The sequence below is a fragment of the Halomonas sp. TG39a genome, assembly GCF_000744395.1.
GTDB classification, from domain to species: Bacteria; Pseudomonadota; Gammaproteobacteria; order Pseudomonadales; family Halomonadaceae; genus Vreelandella; species Vreelandella ventosae_B.
This window is the reverse complement of sequence record NZ_JQLV01000001.1, coordinates 3,265,579-3,283,203: the sequence shown is the minus strand read 5'-3', so window position 1 is coordinate 3,283,203 and position 17,625 is coordinate 3,265,579. Positions and strand designations below refer to the sequence as shown.

General features: G+C 58.5%; 16 protein-coding genes. 7 read left to right on the top strand and 9 right to left on the bottom strand.

Annotated elements, in window-relative coordinates:
* Positions 1 to 147 precede the first annotated feature (147 nt).
* The 5 genes from U738_RS14660 (at position 148) to ureG (ending at position 4,241) form a co-directional block, all read left to right on the top strand.
* Positions 148 to 468, top strand: a complete 321-nt coding sequence (locus U738_RS14660) for an urease subunit beta (protein ID WP_035581808.1) — start codon at positions 148 to 150, stop codon at positions 466 to 468.
* Positions 465 to 2,180 (top strand): urease subunit alpha, encoded by a 1,716-nt coding sequence (gene ureC, locus U738_RS14655; protein WP_035581806.1) that lies wholly within the window; start codon positions 465 to 467, stop codon positions 2,178 to 2,180. The genes U738_RS14660 and ureC overlap by 4 nt, the downstream gene beginning before the upstream one ends.
* A gap of 155 nt (positions 2,181 to 2,335) precedes the next feature.
* Positions 2,336 to 2,869, top strand: coding sequence for an urease accessory protein UreE (gene ureE, locus U738_RS14650; RefSeq protein WP_035581804.1), 534 nt, complete (start codon positions 2,336 to 2,338; stop codon positions 2,867 to 2,869).
* Positions 2,859 to 3,572 (top strand): urease accessory protein UreF, encoded by a 714-nt coding sequence (locus U738_RS14645; protein WP_035581801.1) that lies wholly within the window; start codon positions 2,859 to 2,861, stop codon positions 3,570 to 3,572. The genes ureE and U738_RS14645 overlap by 11 nt, the downstream gene beginning before the upstream one ends.
* Positions 3,573 to 3,584: 12 nt before the next feature.
* Entirely contained in the window at positions 3,585 to 4,241 is a 657-nt protein-coding gene (gene ureG / locus U738_RS14640) for an urease accessory protein UreG (RefSeq protein WP_035581799.1), read from the top strand.
* 84 nt (positions 4,242 to 4,325) lie between these two features.
* Here the strand turns inward: ureG and U738_RS14635 are convergent, their stop codons facing one another.
* Positions 4,326 to 5,090, bottom strand: coding sequence for an SDR family oxidoreductase (locus U738_RS14635; protein WP_035581797.1), 765 nt, complete (start codon positions 5,088 to 5,090; stop codon positions 4,326 to 4,328).
* A gap of 69 nt (positions 5,091 to 5,159) precedes the next feature.
* Positions 5,160 to 6,086 carry a YihY/virulence factor BrkB family protein gene (locus tag U738_RS14630; protein WP_035581793.1) on the bottom strand — a complete coding sequence of 309 codons (927 nt, stop codon included), beginning with the start codon at positions 6,084 to 6,086 and terminating at the stop codon, positions 5,160 to 5,162.
* Positions 6,087 to 6,473: 387 nt separating this feature from the next.
* On the opposite strand from U738_RS14630, the gene U738_RS14625 reads away from it, so the two are divergent.
* Positions 6,474 to 8,261, top strand: a complete 1,788-nt coding sequence (locus U738_RS14625) for a methyl-accepting chemotaxis protein (protein WP_035581791.1) — start codon at positions 6,474 to 6,476, stop codon at positions 8,259 to 8,261.
* 100 nt (positions 8,262 to 8,361) lie between these two features.
* Here U738_RS14625 and U738_RS14620 read toward each other — a convergent pair whose 3' ends face one another.
* The 5 genes from U738_RS14620 to U738_RS14600 are packed head-to-tail and all read right to left on the bottom strand — an operon-like array spanning position 8,362 to position 14,378.
* Complete coding sequence (locus tag U738_RS14620) at positions 8,362 to 8,607, bottom strand: formate dehydrogenase subunit delta (RefSeq protein ID WP_035581789.1); 246 nt, start codon at positions 8,605 to 8,607, stop codon at positions 8,362 to 8,364.
* Positions 8,608 to 8,618: 11 nt separating this feature from the next.
* Positions 8,619 to 9,446, bottom strand: coding sequence for a formate dehydrogenase accessory sulfurtransferase FdhD (gene fdhD, locus U738_RS14615; protein WP_035581787.1), 828 nt, complete (start codon positions 9,444 to 9,446; stop codon positions 8,619 to 8,621).
* A complete protein-coding gene (fdhF, locus tag U738_RS14610; protein WP_035581785.1) occupies positions 9,443 to 12,334 on the bottom strand; it encodes a formate dehydrogenase subunit alpha in 2,892 nt (963 codons plus the stop codon). The genes fdhD and fdhF overlap by 4 nt, the downstream gene beginning before the upstream one ends.
* Positions 12,331 to 13,887 (bottom strand): formate dehydrogenase beta subunit, encoded by a 1,557-nt coding sequence (locus U738_RS14605; RefSeq protein ID WP_035581783.1) that lies wholly within the window; start codon positions 13,885 to 13,887, stop codon positions 12,331 to 12,333. The genes fdhF and U738_RS14605 overlap by 4 nt, the downstream gene beginning before the upstream one ends.
* The gene (locus U738_RS14600) at positions 13,884 to 14,378 is read right to left on the bottom strand and encodes a formate dehydrogenase subunit gamma (protein WP_035581781.1); all 495 of its coding nucleotides are present in this window, start codon (positions 14,376 to 14,378) and stop codon (positions 13,884 to 13,886) included. The genes U738_RS14605 and U738_RS14600 overlap by 4 nt, the downstream gene beginning before the upstream one ends.
* Before the next feature lie 129 nt (positions 14,379 to 14,507).
* Between U738_RS14600 and U738_RS14595 the strand changes: the two genes are divergently transcribed.
* Positions 14,508 to 15,563, top strand: a complete 1,056-nt coding sequence (locus U738_RS14595) for a substrate-binding domain-containing protein (RefSeq protein ID WP_035581779.1) — start codon at positions 14,508 to 14,510, stop codon at positions 15,561 to 15,563.
* 247 nt (positions 15,564 to 15,810) lie between these two features.
* Here the strand turns inward: U738_RS14595 and U738_RS14590 are convergent, their stop codons facing one another.
* On the bottom strand, positions 15,811 to 17,094 hold the full coding sequence (locus U738_RS14590; RefSeq protein ID WP_035581777.1) for a TRAP transporter large permease: 1,284 nt from the start codon (positions 17,092 to 17,094) through the stop codon (positions 15,811 to 15,813).
* Positions 17,091 to 17,597: a TRAP transporter small permease gene (locus tag U738_RS14585; RefSeq protein WP_035581775.1), complete on the bottom strand. Its 507-nt coding sequence runs from the start codon at positions 17,595 to 17,597 to the stop codon at positions 17,091 to 17,093. Before U738_RS14585 ends, U738_RS14590 begins: the two co-directional genes overlap by 4 nt.
* Between the last annotated feature and the right edge of the window lie 28 nt (positions 17,598 to 17,625).

Here is a 17,625-nt window from a genome sequence, read left to right as displayed (position 1 = left end):
AAGTGTGAGGAGTGAGGGGTGAGGAGTGAGGGGTGAGGAGTGAATAGTTAGGGGTGAGTAGTAGTGGGTTACGCACCCCTCACACCTCTCTCTTTACACCTCACACCTCTCGGCTAACACCTCACAAAAAAACAAAGGAGCAACCAAATGATTCCTGGTGAATATCAGTTAAAACAAGGTGATATCGAGCTTTGTGTGGGGCGGGAGCGCATCACGGTTGAGGTGGGCAATACCGGCGACCGGCCGATACAAATTGGCTCCCACTACCACTTTGCCGAAGCCAACCCCGCACTGACCTTTGACCGCGCCAAGGCGCGGGGTTACCGCTTAGATGTGGCCGCAGGCACGGCGATTCGCTTTGAGCCCGGCCAGACCCGCGAAGTCACGTTGATTCCCTTTGTCGGCAAGCGCGAAATTTACGGCTTTCGCGGCGATGTGATGGGCGCGCTGGATGGAGGTAAACAATGAAACCCGTTAACAAGATCAGTCGGCAAGCCTATGCCGATATGTACGGCCCCACGGTGGGCGACCGCGTGCGCCTGGGCGATACCGAGCTTTGGATTGAAGTCGAAAAAGACGCCACCCACTACGGCGATGAAGTGAAATTCGGCGGCGGCAAAGTCATACGGGATGGCATGGGCCAAAGCCAGCGCGCTGACGACACGGTCATGGATACGGTGATTACCAACGCACTGATTTTAGACTGGTGGGGTATCGTCAAAGCCGACGTGGGCATTCAAAACGGCCGCATCGCCGCGATTGGCAAAGCGGGCAATCCTGACGTACAGCCCGATGTTGAGATCGTGATTGGCCCCGGCACCGAAATTATCTCCGGCGAAGGCAAGATATTGACCGCGGGCGGCATTGATTCTCACATTCACTTTATCTGCCCCCAGCAGGTCGAAGAAGCGCTGATGAGCGGCGTCACCACCATGCTCGGCGGCGGCACCGGCCCGGCCACCGGTACCAACGCAACCACCTGTACCCCCGGCGCTTGGCACATCGGTAAGATGCTGCAAGCGGTGGACGATATGCCCATGAATATCGGCTTTCTAGGCAAAGGCAACGCCAGCCTGCCCGAGTCTCTGGAGCTCCAGCTCCAAGCAGGCGCCATGGGCCTCAAATTGCACGAAGATTGGGGCACCACGCCTGCCTCGATCAATAACTGCCTTAACGTCGCCGATGCCTATGATGTGCAGGTGGCGATCCACACCGACACCCTAAACGAATCGGGCTTTGTGGAAGACACCCTGGCCGCGTTCAAAGAGCGCTGCATTCATACCTACCACACCGAGGGGGCAGGCGGCGGCCACGCGCCGGATATCCTAACCGCCTGTGCCAAACCGTACGTGCTGCCGTCGTCCACCAACCCAACGCGGCCCTACACGGTCAACACCATCGACGAACACCTCGATATGCTGATGGTGTGTCATCACCTCGACCCCAATATTCCCGAAGACGTGGCCTTCGCCGACTCGCGCATTCGCCGCGAAACCATCGCCGCGGAAGATATTCTCCACGACCTGGGCGTGATCTCGATGATCGCTTCAGACTCCCAAGCCATGGGGCGGGTAGGTGAAGTGGTCTGCCGTACTTGGCAAACCGCGCATAAAATGAAGGTGCAGCGCGGCCTGCTGCCGGAAGATGAAGCCCTGGGCGCCGATAACTTCCGCGCCAAGCGCTATATCGCCAAGTACACCATCAACCCGGCGATCACCCACGGGATCGCTCATGAAGTGGGTTCGATAGAAGTCGGTAAGCTGGCGGATCTGGTGCTGTGGAAACCGGCTTTCTTTGGCGTAAAACCAGCCATGATGATCAAAGGCGGCATGATTGCGGCGGCCCCCATGGGCGATCCTAATGCCTCGATTCCGACTCCCCAGCCCGTGCACTACCGCTATATGTTTGGTGCTTTCGGCCGTGCGGCCAGCCAAACCCGGCTCAGCTTTGTCAGCCAGGCCGCGCTGGATGCGGGCATCAAAGAGAAACTGGGGCTAAATAGCGAACTCGCGGCGTGCAAAAACGTGCGCCAAGTGCGCAAGCAGGATATGAAGCTGAACGATGCCTGCCCCGATTTGACCGTCGACCCGCAGACTTATGAAGTGCGCTGCGATGGCGAAATTTTAACCTGCGAGCCTGCTACCGAGCTGCCACTGGCCCAGCGTTATCATTTGTTTTAATTGAGCTATTTCATTTAGGTAGAGGTGACGGGGGTAGGTCGTAGAGAGGGTCTTTTGCCATGGATGGCAAAAGTAGCGTACAGGGAGGTATTCACAGCGCCCTCTCGTAGACCTACCCTCGGCACAGCCTCCTAGATAGCGAAAGGACGGTAGAGATGCTGAAACTGATAGAACGTTTAGGGCCAGTGGAGGAAAGCGCGGCGAGCGACACACTCACGCTGCCCTTTGAGCTACGTATTCGCGGGCGCTTAAAAGCCCAAAGCGATAGCGGTCGCGAGTTGGGGTTGTTTCTGGATCGCGGCCCGGTGCTGCGCAGCGGCGAAGGCCTTAAGGCCGAAAGTGGTGAGATAGTACGCGTCTGCGCCGCAGTAGAACCGGTGGTTACCGCGCGAGTAAGTACTGGCTTACCGCTGGCGCGGCTGGCCTACCACCTGGGCAATCGCCACGTGCAGCTGGCGCTGGGTGAAGACGAAAAGGGCGCCTGGGTGCGCTTCCCGCCGGATCACGTGCTAGAAGAACTCGCCGAACTGCTGGGGGCCAAACTGGAGCACCACAACGCCACCTTCGACCCCGAGCCGGGCGCCTATAACCAAGTAGGTGGCGGGCACTCTCATTCACACGGTCATGGCCATTCGCACGATCATTCACACGACCACGACCACTCACATGAGCATCACCATGCCCACTGAGGTAACTGCGCAAAACAGCCAAAGCGATGAACTGGCGCTGCTAGGCTTGATGCAACTGGTCAGCCCTGCGCTGCCCATCGGCGCTTTTGCGTTTTCCCAAGGCTTGGAAAGCGCTTTTGAACTTGACTGGGTACGCGATGAAGCAAGCCTTGCCGAGTGGCTAAGCGGTGTATTGGAGGATGGCTTAACCCGTTGCGAGTTACCCGTGTTGGCGCGGCTGCATCAAGCCATTGGCGAAGGCGACATCGATACGATTGCCCAGTGGGACGAGTGGCTGGCCGCCACCCGGGAAACCGCCGAGCTGGCCGCGGAAGATAGCCGCCTGGGCGCCTCGCTTAAGCGCCTGTTGAAAAGCCTAGACTTGATGCCAAGTGAGGACTTACTACTGCCCTTGCTTCCGCCTCATGCTGGCTATGTGACACTCTTTGCCTATACGGCGCACACTCGCGGCGTATCCGTTAGACAAACCTTGCTGGGCTTTGCCTGGGCGTGGCTGGAGAACCAGCTGGCGGTGGCCTGCAAGGCCCTGCCGCTAGGCCACACCGCCGCCCAGCGCGTTATAGAACAGCTGCGGCCAGCGTTAGTGGCTGCCGTTGACCAAGCGCTGACATTAGATGACGACGAGCTAGGGCCCGTGCTGCCCGGCTTAGCCCTGGCAAGCGCCCTACACGAAACCCAGTATTCACGACTGTTTAGAAGTTAGGAGATATTCATCATGACGCACTGTTTACGTATTGGCGTGGGCGGCCCGGTGGGTTCCGGCAAAACCGCGCTACTCAAGCAGCTCTGTTCAGCACTGCGGGATTACTACGATATCGCTGTGGTCACCAACGACATCTACACCCGCGAAGACGCCGACTTTTTGCTCAAGCACGATGCGCTGCCGGCGGATCGTATTCTAGGCGTAGAGACCGGCGGCTGCCCGCATACGGCGATTCGCGAAGACGCCTCGATGAACCTGGCGGCCATCGACGAGCTACAGGCGCGACATCCCAAGCTGGAACTGGTCATGGTGGAGTCCGGCGGCGATAACCTCTCGGCAACCTTTAGCCCTGAACTTTCCGACCTAACCCTCTACGTCATCGACGTTTCTGCCGGGGACAAAATTCCCCGCAAAGGCGGCCCCGGTATCACCAAGTCAGACCTGCTGATTATCAATAAGATGGATATCGCCGAGCAGGTGCATGCGTCGTTAGACATCATGGCGCGGGACTCCAAAAAGATGCGCGGCGAACGGCCCTTTGTGTTTGCCAATCTTTATGACGGCGTGGGGCTCGAGGAGATCATCCGCTTTATTCTCGATAAAGGCATGCTAGAGGAGCGGCGCCCACAGGCTGATACCGTGGCTTCCGCGGATACAAGTGCCATCTAGGAAGTTCTCGGTGTACAAAGGCCGCCAAATGTTGGGCGGCCTTTTAGTGGTAGCTGGCTGACTGATGCACTAAGCGCCGTGGCGTTAAATAACGGCCAACATGCCGCCGTCGACATAAATGATCTGTCCATTAACGTAGCTTGACGCCGGAGAGGCGAGGTAAACCACGGTGCCGACAAGGTCTTCAGGCACTCCCCAGCGTTTGGAAGGGGTGCGATTAATCAGCCAGTCATTGAATTTTGGGTCATCGGCCAGCGGCTTGGTCATTTCCGTGATCATGTAACCTGGGCCGATAGCGTTGGTCTGAATGTCATGCTCGGCCCATTCTGCTGCCATGGATTGGGTCAATAAACGCACCCCGCCTTTGGAAGCTGTATAAGCCCCCACGGTTGACCGCGCGACAGAGCTCATCAGTGACCCAATGTTAATGATTTTGCCGCCCTTGCCGCGTTCAATCATTTGCCTGGCAACATTACGTCCCAGTAGAAACGTGCTGGTCAAGTTAGTGTTAATGACTTTATCCCATTGGTCGAGTTCGACCTCAAGCAGAGGGCGACGGAGCTGCATGCCAGCATTATTGACCAGTATATCGATACTGATCCCATCGTCTTTCAGCGCTTTAAGTGCCTGCTCAATGGCGGCTTCGTCGGCAACATCAAACGATGTCGTAAGCACTTGATGGCCCTCCTCGGAGAGCGCGTGCCGTGCGGCTTCTAGTTTGTCATGATTGCGCCCATGGATAATGATTTGAGCGCCTGACTGCGCCAGCCCGCGCGCCATCGCAAGCCCTAACCCGCCAGATGAACCGGTAATTAGCGCCGTGCGGCCTGTTAGATCGAACAACGTCATCGTTCTCACCCCCTATATCATGGTTTTGCGATAAGCGTCTAAAGACTAGCTCAGCCACGCTCGGGTTGCTCAATCCACCCGCGTAATCGGCTGACGATTGGGGTCGACGTACCATGGAAGGCCAAGGCGGGTATTGCGCTCCAGCTCGGCAATCACCTGGGCGCCCAGCAGTAAAATGACGGCCCCCACTTCCAGGCTGATCAGTACGATCACCAGCGCCGCCAGCGAACCGTAGACGGCGTTCACGAACGACAGGTTGGCGAAATAGTAGACCAGTAACAGCCGAACCCCCTCCCACATGAGTGCCGCAACGAAACCGCCTACGATTGCCCGGCGTAAAGCGATGCGCACCACCGGCAGCACTTTGTAGATAGCGCTGAAGAGCAGAAATACGCCGATAAAGCTGGCGAGGTTAAGCACCGGTTCTGACAACCCAGCCAATGGCAGCTCTCGGTCGAAAATGGCCATGACCAGCGCATTCAGCGAACTGGCCAGGGTCACCACCAGTGTGAGCACCATCAGCGCCGCCCCGAGTACCACCATAAAGGCGTAGGGCAGCATCACCGATACCCAGGCGCTGCGCTTGATGTGCGGGCTATCCGGGGCATGGAATATGATCGCTAAAGCATCTTCCAGCATACGAAAGGCGAATGAGCTGAACAGTAACAGAATGGGGAAACTCAGAATGCCGATGACATCCCGGGAGTCCAGGAGGCTGCGCACGGCCTCAACCAAGACTTCGGCGTGGGCGGGTGCCATATGGCGTGCTTGTATCGACAGCACATTGAGAAGGTGCTGCTGATCCACCACCTGGGTTAATAGCACAACCAGCACGGCAAAAAGCGGCACAATAGAGAGCAGAATATTGTAGCCCACGCCACCTGCAAGCAGGATGCCGTGATTTTTCAGGAAATTGCGTAATACACGCCAGGCAAAATGAGCCAACCGGGGGAGCAGGAGCAAGACAGCGCTAAAAAATGAGTGGTTTCGAACCATGCTTGCCGTCCTCCTTGTACACTAGCGACATGATACGCCCAAGGAGACGGCAAATAACAATCGGCAAGAACGATTACAAAGTACGAGGAAGGCACATAAAACAAAAAGGTCGCCCTGACCAGGCGGTAGGGAGGTCAGGGCAACCGAAGATTGTGGTTTAGCATCGTGCTAAAACGGGCCATCCCTGGCCACCACATCCCCACCTTGGACGTTTATTTCATGCATAACCTTAACTTAGGTTATGAACCTAACTATTAATTGCTAATTATTTGAATATTAAGTTAAAAAAACCAAAAGCTGGTTAAAGTTTGCTCATTTTAGGTCGATAAGCCCCTTATAACTATTAAAAACTTTTCCCTCAAGACAGACTCTGGAACTTGCTCACAAATGACTACTTCTTCTCCCAAACGAGCCCTGGGTTTACAGACCAAGGTGCTGATGCTTGTACTGCTCCCCCTTCTGTTAGTAACGGTTACGCTGGTTGGCTTTAAAGCCTATAGCAACATCCAAGACACCCGTAACGTACTGGCAGAACAGCGTGAAATGCTTATTGAAGAGCGCCGCCATGGGGTACGCAACATTGTCCAGATGGCGACTTCTGCCATCGAGCCCATTTACGAACAAGCCGGTGCCAACGATGAGGCCGCCAAGCAGCAGGTAGCTGAGCTGGTGCGTTCGATGCGCTTTGAAGACAACAACTACATATTCATCTACGACTATGACGGTAACAATATCGTCACGGCGCCTGCACCGGAGCGTGAAGGCACCAACATGATCGACGCGCAAACCCCCGATGGCACCTACCTGATTCGCGAGATCATTAAGGTCGCCCAGAGTGGCGGTGGCTTCTACAGCTATATGTGGGATTACCCAGGTACCGACAGAATAGAACCCAAGCACTCCTTCGTTGACCGCCTTGAAAAATGGGACTGGCTCATTGGTGCTGGCGTTTACGTTACCGATGCTGACGATGCCATTGCCGAACTTGAAGCCGCGGCTGCCGCCGATTTGCGCCAGGGCATTATATTTGCCTCCTTGTTGGGTCTGGGTCTATTTGTTGTGATTGCACTGATCGCGTATGGCCTGGTGCGTCGCACGCTGGGGCCGATCAAGCGCACTACCGCGGCGATGCAAGACATCGCTCAGGGCCGCGGTGATTTAACCCGTCGCTTGGCCGTTGAAAGCGGTGACGAAATTGGCGAGCTTAGCGTTCAATTCAACGCCTTTGTAGCGCGCATGCAGAACACTCTGCGCGATGTGCGCAGCAGCACAATGAGCGTGCACCAGGCGGCGGGAGAGATCTCACAAAGCTCTGATGAGCTTGCCACCCGTACCGAGCAGGCGGCGGCCAATCTCCAGGAAACCTCGGCTTCCATGGAAGAGATCACTTCGACTGTCAACCACAGCGCCGACAACGCCCAGCAGGCCAATACGCTGGTGCTTTCCACCGCCGACGTAGCCCGTGAAGGCGAGACCTCAATGGGGCAGGTCGAAAGCACCATGCGCGATATCAACGACTCCGCATCGCGCATCAGCGACATCATCACCATGATCGACGCGATTGCCTTCCAGACCAATATTCTGGCGCTTAACGCCTCGGTGGAAGCCGCACGGGCGGGCGAGCATGGCCGCGGCTTTGCCGTGGTGGCGCAAGAGGTACGGGTGCTGGCCAGCCGTTCGAGCGATGCTTCCAAAGAGATTCGTGCGCTTATCGATACGTCCGTTCAGCACACTGAATCGGGCGCGAAGCTGGTGCGTAGCGCGGGCGACACCATGCGCGAGATTGTCTCCAGCGTGGCGAAAGTCACCGATGTGATCGGTGAGATCACCGCGGGCGCTAAAGAGCAGAGCAGCGGTATCGGCCAGATCAACACCGCCGTGGCCGAAATGGACACCATGACCCAGCAGAACGCTGCCATGGTGCAAGAATCGACCACCGCCGCTGCCAATATGCGCCGCCATGCAGAGCATCTTAATCAGCTAATCAACTCCTTTGTACTCGGCGAAGATGAGCCCACGCAGCAGCAGGCGCTGGCCTCTCCGGCCCCTCAGCAGCGTGGTGGTGATAAAGGCCTGAAACGCCCCGCGCTTTCATCGCAAGCCTCGTCACAGCCATCATCCAAGCCTTCACCGGCAACGGCAAAGCACGCTGCAGATGAGTGGGAAGAGTTCTAACGTTGATGAACAGTGTTGGTGATACCTGCAGTTATGAGCGATGGGTATAAAAACGGGGCTTGCCAGATGGCAAGCCCCGTTGCGTTAACACCTGTGATGTTTATCCGCTATGGCGCCTGGCCAATCTTTCCGCCAGCAAGGTGACGGCTCGCTTTGCCAGTGGTGAAAGCGCGGTATCCTCGCGCTCCAGCGTGGCTATTAGGCGATGCTTCATAGACCGTGCCCAGAAGGTCTCCAAGTGGCGGCAGGTGGCCGCGGCTGCCGTGTCCTCATCGCGACCGCCACCTAGGTTAGCGGCGATCTGGTTGGTCATGTGAATCAGGTGAGTATCTTGGCTCAACGACATTGCGTGCCTCCTTAGCCATGGGCCATCGCCGCCGACGTGGGGCGATGGTAAATCAAGTGGCGGCCGGGCCGCGCAAAGCCTGCCAGTAGCAGTCCCGATGTCTGGGCCTGCTCTAGTGCAAGCGCTGTGGCCGCCGAGACCGCCACCAGGGCGCCAATGCCGACACTGGCACATTTGTGCACCATTTCGTAGCTGGCGCGACTGGTGACCAGCGCAAATCCTTCTCCGAGTGGCAGGGCCTCGCGGGCAAGGGCACCAATCAATTTGTCCAGAGCGTTATGGCGTCCAACATCCTCGCGGAGCCGTTGGATGCGCCCCTGGGCATCGCACCAAGCGGCACCGTGGCTAGCGCCAGTGGCTGCCAGCAGTGGCTGGTGGGCGGCCAGTTCCTGCAGGGAGCGCTGAATGGCGGCATCGCTAAGCGAAGGTGCCACGACAGAGGGGATCGGACGAATGGCCTGTTCCAGGGCTTCGGTGCCGCACAGGCCGCAGCCGGTTCGCCCCGTCAGGCTGCGCCGCCGTTGTTTGAGCTCAGCCATCCGCTGGCTGGCAATGGTGAGGTGAACGGTGAGGCCTTGGGGCGCTTCGTGGATATCGAGGTCATAGCACTCATCGGTATTTGCCAGAATGCCTTCGGAAAGGCTGAAGCCGAGGGCAAAATCCTCAAGGTCGGCGGGGCTTGCCATCATCACTGCATGGGAGATGCCGTTGTAGACCAGTGCCACCGGCTTTTCCAAGGCCAGTAGATCCTCTTGGGTATCGGTGTGCCAGCCGTTAGCGCCACGGCGCACCTCCACCGGCTGGCGCGCTACCGCGTCGCGCGTGTGGTGGGTGCTCATGGCGCCTCCTGATGAGCGTTGGCCAGGTGGTCACGCTGGACGAGGTCGAAAGTGCTAAAGCGCTGCTGCCAGGCAGAGGGTTGGCTGACTTTTTCCACCTGTACCGCCGTGACCTTATACTCTGGACAGTTGGTGGCCCAGTCCGAGTTGTCCGTCGTGATGACGTTGGCGCCGCTGCCAGGATGGTGGAAGGTGGTGTAAACCACCCCCGGCTGCATACGCTCGCTGAGCCGGGCGCGTAGTACTGTCTGGCCCGAGCGACTGGTGATGCCTAGCCAGTCGCCGTCGCGGATGCCGCGCAGCTCGGCGTCAGAAGGGTGTAGCTCCAGCACGTCCTCGTCGTGCCAGCGCTGGTTGTCGGTGCGCCGGGTCTGAGCTCCCACATTGTACTGACTAAGGATCCGTCCGGTGGTGAGCAGTAGTGGGAAGCGGCGGTTAGCGCGCTCTTCAGTGGCCACGTACTCGGTAATCGCAAAGCGGCCCAGGCCAATGGGGAAGTCAACCTCGTGCATGGTCGGCATGCCCAGCGGGTACTCGGCGTTGCAGGGCCACTGCAGGCTGCCGCGCTCCTCCAGCTTGGCGTAGCTGACGCCCGCGAAGCTTGGCGTCAACTGGGCGATCTCGTCCATGATCTCGGAGGGATGGGTATAGTGCATCGGGTAGCCCAGCGCATTGGCCAGATCCTGGGTGACTTCCCAGTCTTCCTTGCCGGCTACTGGTGGTGTCACCTTGCGTACCCGGTTGATGCGCCGCTCGGCGTTGGTGAAGGTGCCGTTCTTCTCCAGGAAGCTTGAACCCGGCAGCAGCACGTGGGCGAACTTGGCCGTTTCGTTGAGGAATATATCCTGCACGATCAGGCAGTCCAGCGACGTGAGCGCCGCCTCAACGTGCTGGGTGTTGGGGTCGGATTGGGCGATATCTTCGCCTTGCACGTAAAGCGCTTTAAAGGTGCCTTCGATGGCGGCATCGAACATGTTGGGAATACGTAGCCCCGGCTCGTCATCGAGCTTCACGCCCCACACGGCCTCGAAGCGGCCACGGGCAATCGGGTCGGCCACGTGCTGGTAGCCCGGCAGCTCGTGGGGGAAGGAGCCCATGTCGCAGGAGCCCTGGACGTTGTTCTGGCCGCGCAGCGGGTTCACGCCCACGCCTTCGCGGCCAATGTTGCCGGTGGCCAGGGCCAGATTGGCAATCCCCATCACCATGGTGGAGCCCTGGCTGTGCTCGGTCACCCCCAGCCCGTAGTAGATCGCGCCGTTGCCCGCCGTGGCGTAGGTGCGCGCCGCCTGGCGCACGGCCTCGGCGGGTACGCCGGTAATCGCTTCGGTGGCTTCCGGGGAGTGGCGTGCTTCGCCGATAAAGTTGCGCCAGGCTTGGTACGCCTCACTGTCGCAGCGCTTGGCGACGAACGCCTTGTCTTCCAAACCTTCCGTCACCACCACGTGCCCCAGCGCGTTGACCAGCGCCACGTTGGTGCCCGGGCGCAGCGGCAGATGTTGGGCCTCGCTCATGTGCGGGGTCTTTAAAAGGTCGATGCGGCGAGGGTCGGCGACGATCAGTTTCGCCCCCTGGCGCAGGCGCTTGCGCATCAGCGAACCAAACACCGGGTGAGCGTCAGTAGGGTTGGCGCCGATCACGATAATGGCGTCCGCCTTCATCACCGAATCAAACGTCTGGGTACCGGCGGATTCGCCCAGCGTGGTTTTCAGGCCGTAGCCGGTGGGCGAGTGGCAGACCCGCGCGCAGGTGTCGGTGTTGTTATTGCCGAACGCCGCGCGAATCAGCTTCTGCACCAGATAGGTCTCTTCGTTGGTGCAGCGCGATGAGGTAATACCGCCGATGCTCTCGCGGCCGTGCTCGGCCTGAATCGCCTTGAGACGGTTCGCGGCAAAGCCGATCGCCTCCTCCCAGCTGACTTCGCGCCAGGGCTGGTCGATGCTGTCGCGAATCATCGGCGTGGTCAGGCGATCCGGGTGGGTGGCGTAGCCGAAGGCAAAGCGCCCCTTTACGCAGGAGTGGCCGTGGTTAGCATCGCCGCCCTTGTAGGGCACCATGCGCACCAGCTGGTCGCCCTTCATCTGGGCTTCAAACGAGCAGCCCACGCCACAGTAGGCGCAGGTGGTGACCACGCTATGATCCGGCACGCCGTGGTCGATCACGCTTTTTTCCATCAGCGTGGCCGTGGGGCAGGCCTGCACGCAGGCCCCGCAGGAGACACAGTCCGAGTCCATGAAGGCGTCGTTCTGGCCCGCCGACACCTTGGAGTCGAACCCGCGGCCATCGATGGTTAGCGCGAAAGTACCCTGGACTTCGTCGCAGGCGCGCACGCAGCGTGAACAGAGGATGCACTTGCTGGGATCGAAGCTGAAGTAGGGGTTAGAGTCGTCCTTGACGGATTTCAGGTGGTTCTCGCCCTCAAAACCGTAGCGTACTTCGCGCAGGCCCACGCTACCGGCCATGTCCTGCAGTTCGCAGTCGCCGTTGGCGGGGCAGGTCAGGCAGTCCAGTGGGTGGTCGGAGATGTAGAGCTCCATCACGTTGCGGCGCAGCTTGGCCAGCCGCTCGTTCTGGGTGGTCACCTTCATGCCTTCCACGACCGGTGTGGTGCAAGCCGCAGGCAGACCCCGGCGCCCCTCCACCTGCACCGCGCACAGTCGGCAGGAGCCGAAGGGCTCCAGGCTGTCGGTGGCGCACAGCTTGGGAATGTTGATATCCGCCAGCGCCGCCGCGCGCAGTACCGAGGTGCCTTCCGGCACGCTGATCGTCACGCCGTCGATATCAAGGCTCACCGAGGCAGTGCCGACGGTCTGAGCAGGGAAGGGCGTGCCGAGGTCTTTGCTATGCCCGGCGTTGCTGGCATGCTGGCTGGGGTCGAAGTGCTGAATCATGATCTGTCTCCGTTCGCCGCTCGCTGGAAATCGTCGGGGAAGTGTTTCAGGGCGCTCTGCACCGGGAAGGGGGTCATGCCGCCCATGGCGCAGAGCGAACCGTCGACCATCGTTTCGCAAAGATCGCTCAGCAGGGCGAGGTTGGCCTCGCGATTGTCGTTGGCGCGAATGCGGTCAATCACCTCCACGCCACGGGTCGAGCCGATACGACAGGGCGTGCACTTGCCGCAGGACTCCACCTTGCAGAACTCCATCGAAAAGCGCGCCTGCTCGGCCATATCGACGCTGTCGTCGAACATCACTACGCCGCCGTGGCCCACCCCTGCGCCGACCTCGGCGAAGGTTTCGTAATCCAGCGGCATGTCCCATTGGCTTTCGGGCAGGTAGGCGCATAGTGGCCCGCCCACCTGCACGGCACGTAGCGGGCGGCCGCTGGCCGTGCCGCCGCCGAAGTCTTCCATCAGCGTGCGCAGCGTAGTGCCAAAGGCGAGCTCCACCAGACCGCCACGCTTGACGTTGCCCGCCAGCTGCAGCGCCAGGGTGCCCCGGGAGCGGCCCATGCCGTGGTTGGCGTAGGCCTCGGCTCCTTCGGCCAGAATGAACGGTACGGCGGCCAGGGAGAGCACGTTATTGACTACGGTGGGGCGGCCAAACAGCCCCTCGATGGCAGGCAGCGGCGGCTTGAAGCGCACCAAGCCCCGCTTGCCCTCCAGGCTTTCCAGAAGCGACGTCTCTTCGCCGCAAATGTACGCTCCGGCGCCCAGACGCACTTCCAGATGAAAGGTTCTGCCGCTGCCGCGGAGGTCGTCGCCGAGATACCCGGCCTGTTCGGCGCGGCGGATGGCCTCGTCGAGGATCTCTTTCGCTAGCGGATACTCCGAGCGCAGGTAGATATAGCCTTGGGTGGCGCCCACCGCGAGGCCGGCAATCGCCATGCCCTCGATCAGCATGTAGGGGTCGCACTCCATCACCAGACGGTCGGCGAAGGTGCCGGAGTCGCCCTCATCGGCATTGCAGACGATGTACTTCTGTTCTGCTGGCGTATCGAGCACCGTCTGCCACTTGATGCCGGTAGGGAATGCCGCCCCGCCGCGTCCGCGAAGCCCCGAGGCTTTGACTTCCTCGACGATATCCTGGGGCTCGCGTTGCAAGGCAGCCTCCAAGCCGCAAAAACCGTTATGGGCGCGATAATCCTCAATCGATAACGGGTCAGTGATGCCGATACGCGCGAAGGTGAGGCGCTGCTGGCGGGCGAGGTAGTCAATCTCTTCCGTGGGGCCCAGTGCCAGTGGGTGGCTGACGCTGCCTTCCAGCAGGCCGCTATCGAGCAGCGCGGTGACATCGCTGGGGGCTACCGGGCCGTAGGCGAACCGGCCGATGGGGGTGTCGACTTCCACCAGCGGCTCAAGCCAGCTCAGCCCGCGGGAGCCGTTGCGTACCAGGGTGATTGACTGGCCGCTTGCGGCTGCCTCCCTCTCCAGTCGGCTGGCGATCGTATCAGCGCCCAGCGAGAGCGCGGTAGTATCGCGAGGCACATAAACGCGAATGCTCATCCCACCACCTCCAGCGGCCGGGTTTGTAGCTCATCCATCAATTCATCGAAGGCTTCCAGAGTGACGCGGCCGCGTATGCTGTCGTCCACGCGAATCGACGGGCCACAGGCGCAGTTGCCCAGGCAGTAAACGGCTTCGAGGGTGATTTCGCGATCCGGCGTGGTTTGGTGGTAGTCGACCCCCAAACGCGCTTTTGCGTGGGCTTCGAGCTGGCGCGCCCCTACCGACTGACACGCCTCGGCGCGGCAGATCTGCACGACGTGGCGCCCCGGCGGCGTGGTGCGAAAGTGGTGGTAGAAACTGATGACGCCATGCACCTCGGCACGTGTTTGGTGGAGGGCATCGGCGATGATGGGTACCGCTGCCTCTGGGATGAAGCCGATGCGATCCTGAAGGGCGTGGAGGATCGGCAGTAGGGCGCCGGGCTTGTGCTTCAGGGCGTCGACCTCGGTTTGAATAGCCTGCGGCGCCCACTCCTGGGAATGGTTCATGGTGCCTTCCTCACGACTGCTTATTATGTTTTAAATATGCACTACTTTTCATATTTAAAAAGTCGTGCATCACGGTTAAGACAAAGCTAGCATCAAGTTATCGACTTAAAAATATGAAATAGTGTGCCTATGAAACGAATCAAGGTAACGCCCACCTGGTGCTTTAGCGATGAAGAGGGGCACCGTCTCGATACCAACCTTCTGCGCCTGCTGGGGGCGGTTCATCGCCATGGAAAGTTGACCCATGCCGCCCAGGAAGCGGGGATTTCCTATCGTCACGCGTGGAATTTACTGCGCCAGGGCGGGGAGTTTTTTGGTGTCACTTTGGTAGCAATGGCGCGTGGGCGAGGGGCGCGGTTATCGCCGCTGGGTGAGAAGCTGCTGTGGGCTGAACAGCGCGCCACCGCTCGGTTAAGCCCGCAGCTTGATAGCCTGAGCTCCGAGCTGAATCTTGCCATTCAGCAGCACCAGGAAGGCGTGCACCCCGTTCTTCGCCTCCACGCCAGCCACGGGTTTGCGATAGAGCTGCTGCCACAGCATTTGGGCGAGCTGCAGCTTGACCTGCAGTACTGCAGCCCGCTGGAAGCACTGGCGGCCCTTAACCGCAATGGCTGCGACCTGGCGGGCTGCCATCTGCCCAGGGGGGCAGTGGGTGAAAAGGCACGGCGCAAATACCGCCGCCTGCTCAAACCCCGCTATCATCGGCTGATAGGATTTATCGCCCGCCAGCAGGGGCTAATGGTGGCGCCGGGTAACCCGCTGGGCATTGATGGCGTTGCCGCACTGGCTGACAGGCCGGTCACGTTTATCAACCGGCAGGCGTCGTCGGGAACCCGGGAACTGCTGGATAGCTTGCTGGCCGAGGCAAGCATTGCTACATCCAAAGTGAACGGTTACGAGATTGAGGAGTACACCCACTCAGCGGTAGCGGCCTATGTGGCAGCGGGAATGGCGGATGCAGGTTTTGGTGTCGAGGCCGCTGCGCAGCGGTTTGGGCTTGATTTTGTGCCGCTGGCCACCGAAGACTATCTGTTGGCCTGCCACAGCCGCTCCCTGAAAGAGCCTAAATTTGCCGACTTTTTGCAAGCGCTGCGCAGCAACTCATTCCAGGAGGCGGTTCAGCGCCTGCCGGGTTATAGCCCCAGCCAGTGTGGCAGCGTGATCGAGATTGGCAGTTTTTTATAAGGTCGGCGCTGGTTGGAAGAGCGCCTCCCACTAACCATCCGATCAGCTCAGCCACCGCGGGACGCAAACGACCAATAGCAGCACGCCGATCAAGCCCAGTAATACGGCGCGGGTCTGGGTGATGCGCGCCAGGAGTAGCTACGTCGGTAGGGGGCTCATGAGTATGGCATTTAAACTACTATAGGCTCTCTCTTTAGCTAGAGAGGGCCTATAGTTCAGCAATATCATTTAGTGGGTTGAGGTTGTTCTAAAAGGTAGTGACCCACAAAATGATATTAGGGAATAGCGTAAAGACTCCTATGGCGCCCAGTAAAATAAGCCAGTAAGGAAAGGAGGCCTTTGCGGCAGATGTTAAATTAACTTCATTTTTAGAAATGGATGATAGAACAAAGAGGTTGAGTCCTACGGGCGGCGTTATCATACCGATCTCTATAAGTAGCGTGACAATAATACCGAACCAGATGGGGTCGAACCCTAAGCTTGTGATCATCGGGAAGGTGATAGGAAGTGTCATGAGTAGCAGTGATATTCCATCAAAGAAACACCCTAGCACGATATAGACGATGACGATCATCAGCAGTATGCCATACGGGCCTAGCCCAAAGTTGCCAATCGTTTCGACTGCAGTGCGGGGAATGCCTAGTAGGCTGACGGCTTGAGAAAGGATCACTGTACCAATCAAAATCATACCGATAGCGGTAAACATGATCGAGGCGTGCTTAAACGCCTGCCATAGTCTTTTGAAGGTTAAATCGCCCCATGTTAAACCTAAAACGATACTGGCCACTACGCCCAAAGCCGCCGACTCCGTAGGCGTCGCGATCCCCAGGTAAATGGTTCCCAGCACGAAGAAAATAAGTACGGGAAGAGGCCATATCTCCTTGAGCCCCGTTATTACGTGCTTGAAGGTCACTTTCTCTTTAAACGTAGGGGTTACTGATTCGCCAATTTTAGAACGGATCATAATCCATGTGGAAAAGGCGGCAGCAATGAGTAAGCCTGGCAGCATGCCAGCGATAAAGAGTTGGCCGATAGAGACGTTTTGAGTCGCTCCGTAGATGATTAATGCCAAACTGGGGGGAATGAGAAGCCCAAGGGTGCCCCCTGCAGCTAACGTGCCCACCACTACACTTGGTTTATACCCACGTTTTGTCAGTTCAGGATAGCCAACTGCGCCTATGGCGGCTGCGGTAGAGGTGCTTGACCCGCTAACTGCACCAAACAGCGTGCAGACGGCGATGTTGGTATGGAGTAATTGCCCTGGAACACGCGCGAACAGAGGGGTTAGGCCGTTATAGACGCGTTTTGACACGCCGCTTGCGAGAAGTATTTCACCTAAAAATATGAAAAGAGGAACAGCGCTTAGCGTAAAATCCGTTAGCATGTTCCAAGTTGCGTTAATCGCCAAGGGGGTGGCTCCGTTAGCTTGAAAGTGAAGCAGGAGTAAACCCGTAAGCCCCAGCGCCGCCCCTAGGATTGCGCCACTGGTTAAAAATAGAACTAACGCTCCGCTCAAGAATAACCAGCTCATATCGCATCCTCCACTGAAGCAACATCTGTCGTGGGCTGTCTAAAACCATGGCTGAGCTGAACCAAGATGCACAGCAACATGGAAAAAGGCATGATGGCCATCCACGGCCATAAGAGAATGCTACTGATATCCGTACGCGAATTGAGCGAGAACGAGAAGTTCATGAAATTCCAGGACTCAAAGGCGAAGATGACGCAGAACGTGAGTAATACGACGACGCCTATAAAGTCCATTATCCTCGCGATACCTGCTGGCATCAGGTTGACGAGTATCTCTATGCGTATGTGGCGGCCCTTATTGAGCACATAAGGTAGACAAAGAAAGGTCAATGTTAAGAACAGCAGCCCCGCCAACTCATCGGAAAAACGCAAAGGATGACCGCCCAGATAACGCATCAAGGTGCTGACGAATATCAGTGCCGTCATTGCGATACCGCTCATGACGCCCAATAGAAAGAAGGCGTAGGCGGTATGGTTCAGTACAGTGTTGATTTTTCTCATCATCACGACTAGCTCCAAAAAGAAAGAGCCA